Here is a 13,617-nt window from a genome sequence, read left to right as displayed (position 1 = left end):
GTGACACTGGGGAATATCCATGAAAGTGAACGACTTTCTGGATTTCCCAGTTCCGGAACCTCAGTACAAGATACCCATCACGAAAAGTACGGAAGAACCTCTTCGCACCGGAAGATCATGGCGTGCCCCTGTATGATGAACTGATCATGCTGACACGGCAGGACCTGCGGGCGGACCCACGCATTCCACGCTTCATTGCCGCCGTTGCGGAAGGGCGCGCGGCACTGCTTGCCCATCCCGATGACATGCGGCGCGCCTTTGTCGCCAGACATACCGAACAGGACACGCCCGTGCTTGAAAAAGCCTGGGCCATGACCAGCGGGTGGATACCCGAGAACCCGGGGCACCTGGATACGGCGCGCTATGAGACATTCGAGAAGTTCTGCCTGGCTTACGGCGTCATTTCAAAACTGGCGCCGCTGGACAGCTTTGCCACGGAAACACGGACATGAGACCCAATGCCCCCCGGATCGACCCGACCGATCTCGGCCCGGTGCGGGAATTCCGGGCCTGTCCCATCGGCCTGCACAGCCCGGCGCTGGAAGCGGTGCTGAACATCCTGCGCACCGGCACGATGGGCGGGAAATACTGCATCATCTGCCTGGAACCCCACAGGAAGTGGGCACTGGCCCGCCTGTCGGGCATACGCGGCATGCCGCCGGTGCCGGTGCCGGGCGTGGAATATGACGACCTTGTGGAAGCGGAATGGGACATCTTCCGCAGACGATGGGAAGCGGAAACCGGCACGCGCCTGCCCGCCGAATTTGATGGCCCCGCATCACCGGGCCCGGCCCCGCGAAATACGGGGGGAGAGGCCCGATGAAGACCCTGCTTGGCTATGCCGACCAGATCAGCGTGACGGAAGGCGATGAAATCTCCTTTCACATTAGCAGCGAAACGGCGGAAGCGTATGACGCCACAATCGTGCGGATCATCAATGGCGACCTGAACCCCGCCGGTTCCGGCTACCGCGAGGAAGAGGTACCCGGCACCGCATGGCGTGTCCAGGGCCGGACGCAGAAGGTCCATCCGGGATCCTGCATCATGGTCGATGCCGCCGTCCCGCTGGAAAAGCTGGCGGCGGGCTGGAGCCTGTCCGTGCTTGCACGCCCGACCCTGCCTGAAAGCAGCGGGGCCGATGGCGCGGGGCAGGTCATGTTCAGCCTGCGCGATCCCGTATCGGGTGGTGGAATTGAAATTGGCATAAGGGGAGAGGACGGCGCATACGCCATGGTGCAGGCCGCGCAGGGATGTGTCGTCTGCGCGGCCGGCGTTCCCATGCGCCGGCATGAATGGTACAGGGTGCGCGTCACCCTTGATCCGGCCAGGAATGAACTGACCCTGACACAGGGCGCACTGGAAAGCTGCGCCGGCATTGCCGACAGCGCGGCCATCACGGTCGCCTGTGGCATCGAACCGGCATGGACACCCGCTGCACGCATCATCATCGCGGCCCGAGCAACGGCCGGGGGCGATAGGGTCTTCAGCGGTTTCTACAATGGCAAGCTTGAGGCGCCGTGCCTGTCGGACCATGCCGGCGCGGTTATCGGGCAGTGGGATTTTGCCATCGGGATCGATGGGCAGGATATCTGCGACCACGGTCCCTTCAGGCTGCATGGACGGACGTGGCAGATGCCCGCGCGCGCCATGACCGGACATAACTGGAACGGTACCGTCCGCTCCTGGCAGGATGCGCCGGAACAGTATGGCGCCATCCATTTTCATGAAGATGACCTGGTGGATGCCTGCTGGGACAGCGATTTCGCATGGCGGGTCCCCCCGGGGCTGAAGAGCGGGCTGTACGCCGCCCGCCTGCGCAGCGCCACGGATGAGGACCATATCCCCTTCGTCATCCGCCGCGCGCCGGGCACCGGGCACGCGCCGCTGGTCTTCATCCTGCCGACCGCAAGCTACCTGGCCTATGCCAATGAGCACCTTGCCATCGATGCCGCCCTGGCGGAGCGGGTACATGACCATGTGCCTGTATTCGGCACATCGGACGTGTTCCTGGCCGAACGGCGTGAATTCGGCGCCTCGCTGTATGACCGGCACAGCGACGGGTCGGGCATCATGATTTCCTCACGCCTGCGTCCGGTGCTGAACATGCGGCCCAAATACCAGTCATGGCTTGGGGGCACGGGTTCGGGCCTGTGGCAGATGAATGCCGATACGCATATCATCGACTGGCTCGAGCATGAAAAATTCGACTACGACATCATCACCGACGAGGATCTGGACCGGGAGGGCCTGCACGCCCTTGCCCCCTATCGCTGCGTCATGCTGGCCAGCCACCCGGAATATGTCTCGACCCGGATGCTCGATGCGCTGGCGGCACACCGTGCGCAGGGCGGACGACTGGTTTCACTGGGGGGGAACGCGCTGTACTGGCGGGTCGTCTATCATCCGGCCATTCCCGGTGTGATGGAACTGCGCCGCTGTGAGGTTGGCAATGGCTGGATAACCGACCCCGGCGAAAGCTGCCATGCCTTCGGCGGCGAATATGGTGGCCTGTGGGAACGGATCGGCCGGCCACCACATAAAACCCTGGGGTCCGGGTTTATCGGGCAGGGGTTTGACAGGTGCACCTACTTCCGCCGCCAGCCGGATAGCGACAACCCGCGCGTCGCCTTCGTGTTCGAGGGCATGAAGGGCGACATCATCGGTGATTTCGGGCTGATTGGCGGGGGCGCGGCCGGCATAGAACTCGACCGTGCCAACAGCGCCAAAGGCACGCCGCTGAACACGCTGGTCCTTGCACGGTCGGAAGGACATACCAACACCTATCTTCCATCCACCTGTGCGCTGCTCATCAATTATGCAGGGCAGGGAGCGGCCCAGTCCGACCTGGTCCGTGCCGAAATCGTGTTTTTCGAAACGGCTGAGGGGGGCGCGGTATTTTCAACCGGATCGATCGCCTGGAGCGGCAGCCTGTCCCATGCGGGTTATGACAATTCCGTCTCGCGCATGACGGGCAACGTCGTGCGGCGCTTCATCGATCCCACTCCCTTTGAACTGCCGGCCGCGGCGGCCAGGCCCGTATCGTTCTGACAGGATGAAACCACAAGATGAAAAGAACTTCACAATGATGGGCCGCCGGATGGAACCCGACCTTGCAGCCCTTCTGGGGCCGGATGCCTTTGCCATCCTGTCCGCGCCGCATCGTAACTTCATTGATGGCCAGTGGCGCGAGAGCCTGTCGGGGGAGACACTGCCCGTCATCGATCCCGCCACGGAGCGTGAAATCGCACGTATTCCCCGTTCGGGCAGCGCGGATATCGATCTTGCCGTCATCAGCGCGCGGCGCGCGATGGAAAGCGGCCCGTGGTCGCGCATGAACGGCGCGGATCGTGGCCGCCTGCTGTGGCGGCTGGCGGACCTGCTGCACCAGCAGGCGGATGTGTTCGCCCGGCTGGAAGCGCTTGACACGGGGCGGCCGGTTTTTGAAACCCGGCTCGTTGACCTGCCCGGCTCGACCGGCATGCTGGAATACATGGCGGGCTGGGCCACCAAGATAAACGGGGAGAGCGTGCCCGTTTCCGCCCCCGGCACCTTCCATGCCTATACGGAGCGCGAACCGGTGGGCGTGGTGGCGGTCATCGTGCCATGGAATTACCCGCTGGAACTCGCGATATGGCGCATGGCCCCGGCACTGGCGGCAGGCTGCGCCGTTGTGGTCAAGCCTGCCGAACAGACATCCCTGACCACGCTGCATCTGAGTCACCTGATTGAGCAGGCCGGTTTCCCCCCCGGCGTGGTCAATATCGTGTCGGGGGAGGGTGAAACCGCGGGGGCCGCCCTTGCCAGCCATGCCGATGTCGATGCGATTTCCTTTACCGGTTCCACCCAGGTCGGGCGCGGGATCATTCGCGCGGCGGCCGGCAACATGAAGCGGGTGTTCCTGGAACTGGGTGGCAAATCGCCCATGATCGTGCTGGACGACGCCGATCCTGAACAGGCGGTGCCAGGCATTGCCTCCGCCATTTTCTTCAGCGCGGGGCAGGTCTGCACGGCGGGCTCGCGTGTGTTCGTGCATGAACGCATATATGACCGCCTGCTTGACGGCATTACGGCCTTTGCCCGCAACCTTGCCATCGGGCATGGCCTTGATGAGGCGACACGGCTCGGCCCGCTGGTTTCAGCCGAACAGCGCGACCGGGTGGCGGGCTATCTGGCCACCGCGTCACGCGCGGGTACCTGCTTTGCAACGGGGGGCGCGCCCGTTGATGGGCCGGGCTATTTCATGCAGCCCACCATTGCAGTCGATGTCGACCCGGAGGCAGCGCTGTACCGCGAAGAGATCTTCGGGCCGGTACTGTGCGTCCGCCGCTTTGGCGATGGCCAGATCGATGATGTGGTGCGCATGGCCAATGATACGGTCTACGGCCTGCATGCCAGTATCTGGACTACCGGCCTGTCGCGCGCCCACCGTCTGGCACGGCGCATCAAGGCAGGCAATGTATGCATCAACACGCATAATTTCTTTGATCCCGCCCTGCCCATGGGTGGGTTCAAGCAGTCCGGCTGGGGGCGCGCCGCCGGTTTCCCTGCTATAGAGCATTATACCGAACTGAAGGGAATTGTAGCGCGCCTATGACCGGTGAAGATGAACTGACCGAGAACCTGAACCCGGCCATGGCCCGCGCGCGTGGCCGCCGCACCGCCCGCAAGGGCACGACGCGCGCGCCCACGCTGGCCAGTATCGTGCAGGAACGGATCCAGAAGGCGATTGCATCGGGCGTCTTCACACCGGGCATGTGGCTGGAAGAAGAAAGCCTGGGGCAGATGTTCAGCGTCTCGCGCACACCGGTGCGCGAGGCCCTGCGCCGCCTGGCAGCACAGGGCACGGTGGAGATCCGCCCGCGTCAGGGCGTGATCGTGACCAAGATGAACGATACGCGCGTCATACAGACGCTGGAGGTCATAGCCGAACTGGAAGCCGCGACCGCCCGGCTTGCGGCCGAACGCATGAGCGACGCGGAACGCGACCATCTGCACACCATCAACGAAGAACTCTCCGACATCATACGCCAGGGCAGCCGTGCCGGTTTCGACCGGCATAACGAACGGCTGCATACCGCGATCCGGCAGGGTGCGCATAACGAGATCATGGCTGATTCAGTCACGCAGATGCGCCAGCGCGTACTGCCCTATACCCGTGTCGAACGGATGGGGTCGGTCGAACAGATGAACGTGTCCCATGCCCAGCACCAGACCATTGTCCATGCCATTCTGGAAGGCCACGGTGAACTGGCCTACCAGATGATGCGTGTACACGTCATGCAGGCAGGCCAGCTGCCCGAGGACGAAACCACCGACCTGGCGGACTGACCGCCACACTGCCCGCCACCCGCCAGCGGGGCGCACGCAATACGGAAAGCAGACGGACATGAATATTGATACACGGCCGGACAGTACAACCGATTACGCAAAGGGAACATTCTTCGCCCGGCTGCGCGATGCCGTGCCGGAAGCATGGCAGGGCTACATCCGCCACCCGTTCGTGCGCGGCATGGCCGATGGCACGCTGGAACCCGCGCGCTTCCGGGCGTTTCTCATGCAGGATTACCTGTATCTTCTCAACTACGCCCGCGCCTATGCGCTTGCAGTCTATAAAAGCGACAGCTTTGAGGAAATGCGGGAGTGCGCCGATATTGTGGCAGGTATCCTGAATACTGAAATGGCGATGCATTTCTCTTACTGCGAAGGCTGGGGCCTTGGCCGCAAGGAAATGGAAGCGCACCCGCCCGCGCAGGAACTGCGTGCCTATTCGGGCTTCATTCTTGACCGCGCGCAGGCAGGCGACCTGCTGGACCTGCTGGTAGCACTTTCCGCCTGTCTGGTGGGGTATGGCGAAATCGGGCTGGCGCTGGCGGCCGATCGTGCAACCCTGCGCGAAGGCAACCCCTATTTCTCGTGGTTCAGCGTCTATGCCGATGAACCGTACCAGGCACTGGTCCGCACGGGTCTTGCCCGGCTTGATATTGTGGCATCCCGGCGCGGCGGCATGGCCCGCCTGCCGGAACTGACCCGCCTGTTCTCCACCGCCGTCGCACTGGAAACCGACTTCTGGACCGCAGGGCAACCCGGCATGGCATGACGCAATGGCCCCGCAATGCCGATATGATCGCATATGTTCACACCATAGCCCGGAATGCCTGCATGTTTTTCACACGCGTTCGCCTGCGTCGCCTGTCCCTGTTGCGATCACACGGGTGGCTCCCGCCCTGGCAGGCCGGTGCCTGCCTGCTCGCGGGCATGCTTGCCCTGCCGCATGCCGCTTTCTGCGGTGACCTGATTGTCCGCAACACCGGCACCGCCGATGTGACATGCCATGTGGTGAAGGGTAGCAGGGCAAGTGGCATCCTGACGGTCAGGGCACATGACGTGGCGCATGTCAGCGCCCCTGCCGGCGACATGATCGGCAGCGTTGACTGTAATGGCCTGAAAACCCGGGAAATGCATATCACACCCGGCGGAATGGATGGGTATCTCGTGCTCAATGGCAGGCAGAAGCGTGTGCTCAACGTCGCGCTCTACCCGTTCATTCCCAGCCTGCCGCATGGAAACTTCCGGGCGCTGGTCCAGCATGTCATTGCCGTTTATCAGGAGCGTAACCCGGATGTGCTCCTCAACGCCGTCATGAACGAGGATGTGGACATCTACAGTCCGACCCGCCTGCTGCGGCTTCTGTCCGGCAGCGGTTATGATGTGGTGGAACTGGATACGTTATACATCGCCTTCCTTGCCGCGCATGGCCGTATCGCACCGGTGCGCATAAGCGGGGATGAACCGTGGCAGCCGGGTCTCGACGCCGTGCAGTATCATGGCGGGACCTATGCCGTGCCAAGCTGGCTGTGTCTTGATTTCCTCTATTCCTATTCCCCCGATATGCGCAACATCCATGGCCTGGAGCAGCTTCTGGCTTTCGTGCAGCGTGAACCGGCGGAAAAACGCCACATCTCCGCCGATTTTTCAGGCACGACCCGCCTGCCGTCCCTTTACATGGACGGATATGTGCAGCGCTACGGCTATGACCATATCCGCGATGCCTTCCGCCTGCCACCGGACCCGCAGGTGGTGGCCAGCCTGCAAAAACTGGCCGTTACCTGTACGGACGGGAAGGAGAACCATTGTGTGGATGGCACATCAAGCCGCGCCGCGGATGGCGAAGTTGACCGGATATTCGCTGAAGGCAGGAGTGGACTGGATATCGGGTTTTCCGAACAGAGTTTTTATATCAACCACTTCAATCCCGCACAGGCCGCATCCCTGGTCATGATTCCCGTCCCGTGGGGGGAGAACGGTCAGTCAATGCTGTATAGTGATGCATTCGTCACGAACAGGGCCTCATGCGCCGTGCACCGTACCTGCAGGGCCGACAGCACGGATTTCACGACCATGATGACGGGCAGGGAGATGAAAACCTACATCGCCTTCTCGCACGACCTGCCGGAAGGCACGCCGGCACGCCACCTGCTGGTTGGCACCCGGCCGTTCTGGGACCAGCAGGCCGTACGGGACGATCCGGTCTACCGCCAGGTCAGGGACGTCGTGGCCACTGCCCAAGCATTCCCGCATGACCTGAATGAATCCCTGCGCGACCGGATGGCACGGGCGGTCTGTCTCATGCTCAGGAAAGATATCCCACAATATGACTGTGACATGACCAGGGGGCCGATGTAGCCCCGGAAACCCGGCCCTGCAGCGCGCCGGATGGCGATGTCCCCTGCCAGCGCCATCAGGCGTCCGGTGCCGCCTCCATCGCACGCAGGCATTCATCGCTGCTGGTCACGAAACCGAAGCACTGCCGCACGTTATACACCGTGGCCCGTGCACAGAAGTCGGGCGATGTCGTGGCCGCGCAGTCTTCCAGCAGGATGCAGTCATACCCAAGGCAGCTTGCATCCTGCAACGTGGCCATGACGCACTGGTCCATGTTCACACCCGCGAACAGAAGCGTATCCACCCGCAGGTTCCGCAGCACGCTGTCCAGCATGGTGTCCCAGAAACCGCTCATGCGGTATTTGTCGATGTGGATATCATCGGGTGCGGGCACCAGTTCATCCACAATACCCGCGCTCCAGCTGCCCTGTTCCAGTACATGCGCGCCCTGCACCGGCAGCGTGCCACCCAGCCCGACACCCTGGCCCGCCGGATCATAGACATGCAGCAGGGAAGGCGGGATGTTGGCCAGATCCTTCCGGTTGCCCCAGTTTACCCAGACAACCGGCACATCCGCACCGCGCAGGGCGGGCAGCAGGCGGGCCAGAGGGGCGATCGGCGCACGCGCGGGCGTTATGTCCACGCCAATGCCAGCCAGCCAGCCTTCGGGGTGACAGAAATCATTCTGCATGTCGATCACGATGATGGCCGTACGCGCCAGGTCAAACGTGACCTGTTTGGGCGGCGCCATGACCGTGACGGGACGCGGTGCGACCTGTGGCCGGACCAGACTGGCGGTGGTGTCCGATACCTGCCAGCGGTTGCGGGTGTTGCAGCCCAGAGGGTTCATGGTTCTTCTTTCAGCCGCACAGGACCGCACGGTCCTCATCATCAAGGGTCACGGGCGTGCCGCGACGGATCAGCGCGCCGAATTTTTCATCCGGCACCATGACCGTCAGGGTATAGAGCTTGGTATCGCCGGTATTTTCCACGATATGTTCCGATCCGGGCTTGACCAGCAGGGCATCGCCCTTGCGCAGTTCGGTAGCCTGCCCGTTGCACAGCGCGCGCCCCTGGCCACTGAGCACAAAAAACAGTTCATCGGCGGCCTTGTGCGTGTTGGGCGGGGTCTTGCCGCCCACCGTGAAGATTTCAACAACGGCGACGCAGCTTGTTTCGCCGTCCTTTTCATCGAACAGCAGCACGAAGTAATTGCTGTCGTTTGGTGAGATGCGACGGGCCTCGATCTGGTCGACCGATCTCTTGTAGAAGGCGTTCATGTCATTCTCCAGCAGGCGAAAGGGGGAGGTGCAGGCTCGTACCGTCCTCCCCGGTCAGGATATGCACGGTGGTCACGCCCATGTCCGCCAGCGTGGCATCACAGGGGCTGACACCGGTGCCGGGATTGAGCGGAAAGGCCGGGAAACAGGAGAGCGCGACACTCAGCCGCAGGGCCTCCCCCGGTTGCAGGCGCGCGCAGGTCGCGCGCATGGGCACGGTGGTCTCCCCCGGCCGAGCGGCGGCATAGCCTTCCGCCAGGGTATGGACCTGCCCCGTCGTGGCAACGCGTGACAGTACCGCATGCAGGTCAAAGGATGGATGCGTACTGCGCACCACAAACCGGCACCGGACCTCACCGGCCAGCAGGTGTGACGCGGCAAGCGGCGGCGTGGTGAACGTGGCGATATCGGAGCGGGCATCCGTCCGGCTGCGGTCAACCGGGCCCACCGGCATGCCAAAGCTGCCACCCTGCGGCGGGGCGGGCCGCCACGGGTCAAGCGTAAGGGACTGGGCGACGGCGGCAGGGGGCACCTGGCCCGCGGGCAGCAACGCCCCGTCGCGCGTATCGATGGCGGCCCGCCCCGTGCCGGACAGATGGAACGTGGCCCGGGGGCCAGGCAGGTCCGCACTATCACGCCATGCATGCGCCCCCATGTCGAACAGGCGCACGGGGGCATCGGGCACGGCAGGGGGGCGGTTTTTCAGCCAGTGGTCAAACCAGCGGACCTGCTGCTGGTCTATGTCGGTTATCGCGTCATTGCCAAAATCCACGTCCCCCGTGCGGCGGTCCCATGGGAAGTGCCCCCATGGCCCCACCAGCAGCCGGGCCGGAACATGGCCCGACAGCGCGCGCCATGCCGCCAGCGTGCCCGGCAGGTGACTGTCGTACCAGCCACCAATCAGGAAAACGGCCGGCTTGTTGGCAATGATCGCATCCAGATGCGCGGCGGGCGAGATCGTGGCCCAGTACGGGTCCTCCGCCGGGGTATCCAGCCATGTGGTGTAATGGCTGTAACGGCGCAGCAGGTCGAGGACGGGTGGCCTGACCGGCGCGGGGCCGGAAAAGGACAGGGCGCGTGACGCCGCGAACAGGGTTGCCTGTGCCGCATGATCCCCTGCAAGCCGCGCGGTCTCGGCGGCAAGCTGTATCGCCCATCCCAGATTGGCGCGGAGCGGGAAGGCCCCGTTTTCATAGGCCCAGTCATGGCGAAGATCCCAGCCGATCATGGCGGGCGCAAGGGCGCGCAGGGCAGGGCAGTGCTGCGTTGCGGCCAGAAGCTGGTTGGTCCCCTGAAACGAGAAACCGAACATCCCCACCAGCCCGGAACTGCCCGGCAGTCCGGCCGCCCAGTTGACCGTATCCACCCCGTCCTGCGCCTCATGGCGGAACAGGTCGAACGCACCACCGGATTCACCGCGCCCGCGCGCATCCTGCATCACGACAATATACCCACGCGCCGCATACCATTCCGGCGGCGCGTAGCACAGCGATGTGCCGATATGCCGCCCATAGGCCTGGCGCATCAGCAGCACGGGGAAGGGGCCATCCCCTTCGGGCTGCCATATATCGGCCACCAGTGTCGTCCCGTCGCGCGTGCGCATGCGCCCGGTGCGCGGCGGGGCCACTGCATGAAGGGCCGTATCCGTCATGCCTGCACACCATGGCCGGTCGGTACGAAGCTGCGCATCTTGCCGGGATTGAGCAGGCCCAGCGGGTCATTGCGCTTCTTAGCTTCCAGCAGGGCAGGCGGGATCTTCTGGTGGGGACTGCCCTCCTCCAGCGTATAGACATGGGGGTTGGCGACATTGACCCCATGCGCGCGGAACAGGGCGATGATCTCATCCAGCCGTTCCTGCGTGGTGAACCGGATCACCGGCAGGCCGGAACAGGTGATCTGGCCGCCAATGTTCATGAACTCCAGATGGAACATCACCTCGTCCCCCAGCAGGCTGGCCATGGTGGCGACACTGGCAAGCGTTTCATGCACGGGATGGAGGCATTGCAGATACGTGAAGGACTTGTCCTTTTTGAGCACCTGCAGGGTCGTGTGGTTCCACGTCAGTTCATAAAGCGGCATCTGCGTGGGGTTGTCCTCCGCCTCATGCGTGGCGGCGCGGTAGCACGGGCTGCCGTTGTGCAGGCGGGCCAGTTCCTCCACCACCGTCACAGCGGCGGGGGCGACCATGGCAATGACGATGGCCTGCCCCGGCGGCACGACATCGGGCATATGCGGAAAATACGGCACCAGCCCCGCCTCGACCACGCTGACCAGCTTGCGGTCAATGCCCGGCTGCAGCGCCAGCAGGCGCCCGAAGGCGGCGGCGGCGGCAAAGTCCGCAAAGCCCAGCACCATGTCCTGCCAGTCAATTGCGGGTTCAACCGGAATGTCCAGTTCCGTCACGATGCCCGTGGTGCCATAGGCATGCAGCAGGCAGAAGGCATCCTGCCCGCGCAGTTCCTCCACCACAGGCTGTTCGGCCAGTGTGACAAGCTGCCCGCCCAGCAGGTTGCCCGGATTGTTCAGCCCGCCCCAGCGGATCGAACCGATCCCGCCCGAGCCACCACAGTAGAATCCCCCCACCGACGCCGTGCGCTTGGTGGAGGGGAACATGCGGATTTCCAGCCCCTGCTGGCGCAGTTCCCGGTCTAGCGCCAGCATGTTGGCGCCTGCCTGCACGCGGGCCACGCCATTTTCCACCTTCAGCAGGCGGTTCATGTCGGTCATGTCCACGATCACGCCCTGTTCCAGCGGCACGGCCTGGCCATAATTGCCCGTGCCGCCACCGCGCACGGTCAGCGCCACCCCATGGCGGCGTGCCGCATGCGCAATGGCCAGCACATCCGCCGTCGTGCGGGGCATGACAACCGCCTGTGCCGCAAGCCCGTGCAGCCGCGCCTTCAGCGCCGGGCTGTACCAGTAGAAATCCCGGCTCTTGCGCTTGACGATGGCAGGCTCGGTCTGGGCCGTGACCTGCGGCAGGTCCCGAAGGAAGGCTTCCACGGACATAACGTCTCTCCTTTGCCTGGCCGGCCTAGCGGCCCAGATCGGGGGTGGCGGGGCGGATGCGCTCCAGCGGGTAGCGGGCGACTTCCGCCATCAGTTCCAGAAAGCCCGCGATGTACTGGTCCGCCACCAGCCGGCCTTTTTCCGCCGTGGCACCCGATGCGTCCCCGCACGCCCCGGCGGGATGCAGGTCATGGGCATGCCAGCCGAAGCCCACGCGCCCCTCGGCCTGCAGCCATTTGTATTCGCGGGCCATTTCTTCGGGCCATGATACGAAATTATCCGCCCGGTCCATCTGTACCAGATCGGGGCGCAGGTAGCACATCAGCGATGTTTCGACATCGCCCCCATGAATGCCGTATTTCAGCTCCGTCGTGCTGAACAGACCCTCGGGGCAGCCAAAACGCCCCCATGCCACGCATACCACAAACAGGTTGTGGGTCCGGCGCAGTTCACGCGCCACGATATCAAGGATCTGCGGCTGCCCCCCGTGGGAATTGAGCAGCACCAGCCTGCGCACGCCCGCGCGCGCCACACTGGCCCCAAGGTCCAGCAGCACATTGAGCAGCGTGTTGGCCGAAAGCGTGAGCGTGCCGGGATAGGCGATGTGCTCGTCACTCTTGCCCACGGCCTGAATGGGCAGGGCGGTAATCGGCAGGTCGGCGGGCGCACGTTCCAGCGCGCGTTCCAGCAGCCCGGCATTGATGCAGCTGTCCACGCATACGGGCAGGTGCGGCCCGTGCTGTTCAATGGCGCCCACGGGCAGTACTGCCACCGTATTGTCCGGCAGTTCACGGAACTCGCGTGAGATCATGTCCTGCCAGTAGCGACGGGGAAGGGTATTGGTCATGTCAGGTCAGCTTCCGAAAAAAGGGGCACGGTTCATGTGGCCGGGCGCATCCAGCGCCCAAGCAGCAGGCGCTCGATGGTGGTCATGCCACCATGCAGCACCAGCCCCGTGACAGTGATGAGGAAAAGGGCGGCAAACATGCGCGGGATGTCCATCTGGAACCCCGATTGCAGGATTTCATAGGCAAGCCCGGCGCTGTTCCCGCCCGTGCCGGCCACGAATTCCGCAACCACCGCGCCCACAAGCGCCAGCCCGCTGGCAATGCGCACCCCGGCCATGAACATGGGCAGCGCACTGGGAATGCGCAGGCGCAGCAGCGTCTGCATGCGCGTGGCCTTGTGCATGCGGAAGTAGGCTTCCAGCCCCGGGTCCACCGCGCCAAGGCCGATAAGCGTGTTGGAAATGACGGGAAAGATGGCGATCAGCGTGGAGCACAGGACCAGCGCCACGCCCGTTGTCTTGACCAGCACGATGATCAGCGGCGCCACGGCGGCGATGGGCGTGACCTGCAGGATGATGACATAGGGCATGAAACTGACCTGCAGCAGTTTGTGCTGCACCAGCACCACCGCGATGGCCGTGCCCAGCGCGACCGAGACCAGCAGCGAGACGAGCGTGACTTGCAGCGTACTGCCCAGCGCATGCAGCAGCATGGGCCAGTTGGCATGAAGGGAGGCGGCGATATCGGACGGGGCCGGGAACAGGTAGGAGGGGATGGAGAGCAGGCGGCACGCCGCCTCCCACACCCCCAGCGTGCACAGCCCCACCAGCGTCGGGGCAATCAGGGTCAGCCTGGCCATATGGCGTGCGTTCATGGCG

At 64.0% G+C, this 13,617-nt stretch carries 13 protein-coding genes; 7 read left to right on the top strand and 6 right to left on the bottom strand.

Going from position 1 to position 13,617, the window contains the following annotated elements; all coding sequences use genetic code 11:
* Positions 1 to 41 precede the first annotated feature (41 nt).
* The 7 genes from CFR78_RS13380 to CFR78_RS13350 all read left to right on the top strand — a co-directional run bounded on the left by CFR78_RS13380 (position 42) and on the right by CFR78_RS13350 (position 7,683).
* Positions 42 to 452, top strand: a complete 411-nt coding sequence (locus tag CFR78_RS13380) for an ABC transporter substrate-binding protein (RefSeq protein WP_456305886.1) — start codon at positions 42 to 44, stop codon at positions 450 to 452.
* Complete coding sequence (locus CFR78_RS13375; protein WP_034931297.1) at positions 449 to 823, top strand: hypothetical protein; 375 nt, start codon at positions 449 to 451, stop codon at positions 821 to 823. The genes CFR78_RS13380 and CFR78_RS13375 overlap by 4 nt, the downstream gene beginning before the upstream one ends.
* Positions 820 to 3,048: a N,N-dimethylformamidase beta subunit family domain-containing protein gene (locus CFR78_RS13370; protein ID WP_034931299.1), complete on the top strand. Its 2,229-nt coding sequence runs from the start codon at positions 820 to 822 to the stop codon at positions 3,046 to 3,048. Before CFR78_RS13375 ends, CFR78_RS13370 begins: the two co-directional genes overlap by 4 nt.
* A gap of 34 nt (positions 3,049 to 3,082) precedes the next feature.
* Positions 3,083 to 4,594, top strand: coding sequence for an aldehyde dehydrogenase family protein (locus CFR78_RS13365; RefSeq protein ID WP_034931301.1), 1,512 nt, complete (start codon positions 3,083 to 3,085; stop codon positions 4,592 to 4,594).
* On the top strand, positions 4,591 to 5,328 hold the full coding sequence (locus CFR78_RS13360) for a GntR family transcriptional regulator (protein WP_034931312.1): 738 nt from the start codon (positions 4,591 to 4,593) through the stop codon (positions 5,326 to 5,328). Before CFR78_RS13365 ends, CFR78_RS13360 begins: the two co-directional genes overlap by 4 nt.
* 58 nt (positions 5,329 to 5,386) lie before the next feature.
* Positions 5,387 to 6,097 carry a thiaminase II gene (tenA, locus tag CFR78_RS13355; protein ID WP_007398642.1) on the top strand — a complete coding sequence of 237 codons (711 nt, stop codon included), beginning with the start codon at positions 5,387 to 5,389 and terminating at the stop codon, positions 6,095 to 6,097.
* 62 nt (positions 6,098 to 6,159) lie between these two features.
* The gene (locus CFR78_RS13350; RefSeq protein WP_146221293.1) at positions 6,160 to 7,683 is read left to right on the top strand and encodes a type 2 periplasmic-binding domain-containing protein; all 1,524 of its coding nucleotides are present in this window, start codon (positions 6,160 to 6,162) and stop codon (positions 7,681 to 7,683) included.
* A gap of 55 nt (positions 7,684 to 7,738) precedes the next feature.
* Here the strand turns inward: CFR78_RS13350 and CFR78_RS13345 are convergent, their stop codons facing one another.
* The 6 genes from CFR78_RS13345 to CFR78_RS13320 are packed head-to-tail and all read right to left on the bottom strand — an operon-like array spanning position 7,739 to position 13,613.
* Positions 7,739 to 8,512 carry a cysteine hydrolase family protein gene (locus tag CFR78_RS13345; RefSeq protein WP_034931322.1) on the bottom strand — a complete coding sequence of 258 codons (774 nt, stop codon included), beginning with the start codon at positions 8,510 to 8,512 and terminating at the stop codon, positions 7,739 to 7,741.
* 10 nt (positions 8,513 to 8,522) lie between these two features.
* Positions 8,523 to 8,942, bottom strand: coding sequence for a cupin domain-containing protein (locus tag CFR78_RS13340; protein ID WP_034931323.1), 420 nt, complete (start codon positions 8,940 to 8,942; stop codon positions 8,523 to 8,525).
* Between the two features lies 1 nt (position 8,943).
* Positions 8,944 to 10,593: a CocE/NonD family hydrolase gene (locus CFR78_RS13335; protein WP_110581257.1), complete on the bottom strand. Its 1,650-nt coding sequence runs from the start codon at positions 10,591 to 10,593 to the stop codon at positions 8,944 to 8,946.
* Positions 10,590 to 11,951: an FAD-binding oxidoreductase gene (locus tag CFR78_RS13330; protein WP_034931327.1), complete on the bottom strand. Its 1,362-nt coding sequence runs from the start codon at positions 11,949 to 11,951 to the stop codon at positions 10,590 to 10,592. Before CFR78_RS13330 ends, CFR78_RS13335 begins: the two co-directional genes overlap by 4 nt.
* A 25-nt stretch (positions 11,952 to 11,976) precedes the next feature.
* Positions 11,977 to 12,798, bottom strand: a complete 822-nt coding sequence (locus tag CFR78_RS13325) for a creatininase family protein (protein ID WP_034931330.1) — start codon at positions 12,796 to 12,798, stop codon at positions 11,977 to 11,979.
* Positions 12,799 to 12,830: 32 nt separating this feature from the next.
* Positions 12,831 to 13,613 (bottom strand): ABC transporter permease, encoded by a 783-nt coding sequence (locus CFR78_RS13320; protein WP_034931333.1) that lies wholly within the window; start codon positions 13,611 to 13,613, stop codon positions 12,831 to 12,833.
* Positions 13,614 to 13,617 lie beyond the last annotated feature (4 nt).

The sequence above is a fragment of the Komagataeibacter rhaeticus genome, from assembly GCF_003207855.1.
Lineage (GTDB): Bacteria > Pseudomonadota > Alphaproteobacteria > Acetobacterales > Acetobacteraceae > Komagataeibacter > Komagataeibacter rhaeticus.
Note: the sequence above shows the minus strand (reverse complement) of the source record. Positions and strands in the feature narration are given on the sequence as shown.

Coding starts and splice junctions, on each gene's coding strand:
- CFR78_RS13375 (WP_034931297.1), top strand. CDS start 449: ATGAGACCCAATGCCCCCCGGATCGACCCGACCGATCTCGGCCCGGTG.
- CFR78_RS13370 (WP_034931299.1), top strand. CDS start 820: ATGAAGACCCTGCTTGGCTATGCCGACCAGATCAGCGTGACGGAAGGC.
- CFR78_RS13365 (WP_034931301.1), top strand. CDS start 3,083: ATGATGGGCCGCCGGATGGAACCCGACCTTGCAGCCCTTCTGGGGCCG.
- CFR78_RS13360 (WP_034931312.1), top strand. CDS start 4,591: ATGACCGGTGAAGATGAACTGACCGAGAACCTGAACCCGGCCATGGCC.
- tenA (WP_007398642.1), top strand. CDS start 5,387: ATGAATATTGATACACGGCCGGACAGTACAACCGATTACGCAAAGGGA.
- CFR78_RS13350 (WP_146221293.1), top strand. CDS start 6,160: ATGTTTTTCACACGCGTTCGCCTGCGTCGCCTGTCCCTGTTGCGATCA.
- CFR78_RS13345 (WP_034931322.1), bottom strand. CDS start 8,512: ATGAACCCTCTGGGCTGCAACACCCGCAACCGCTGGCAGGTATCGGAC.
- CFR78_RS13340 (WP_034931323.1), bottom strand. CDS start 8,942: ATGAACGCCTTCTACAAGAGATCGGTCGACCAGATCGAGGCCCGTCGC.
- CFR78_RS13335 (WP_110581257.1), bottom strand. CDS start 10,593: ATGACGGATACGGCCCTTCATGCAGTGGCCCCGCCGCGCACCGGGCGC.
- CFR78_RS13330 (WP_034931327.1), bottom strand. CDS start 11,951: ATGTCCGTGGAAGCCTTCCTTCGGGACCTGCCGCAGGTCACGGCCCAG.
- CFR78_RS13325 (WP_034931330.1), bottom strand. CDS start 12,798: ATGACCAATACCCTTCCCCGTCGCTACTGGCAGGACATGATCTCACGC.
- CFR78_RS13320 (WP_034931333.1), bottom strand. CDS start 13,613: ATGAACGCACGCCATATGGCCAGGCTGACCCTGATTGCCCCGACGCTG.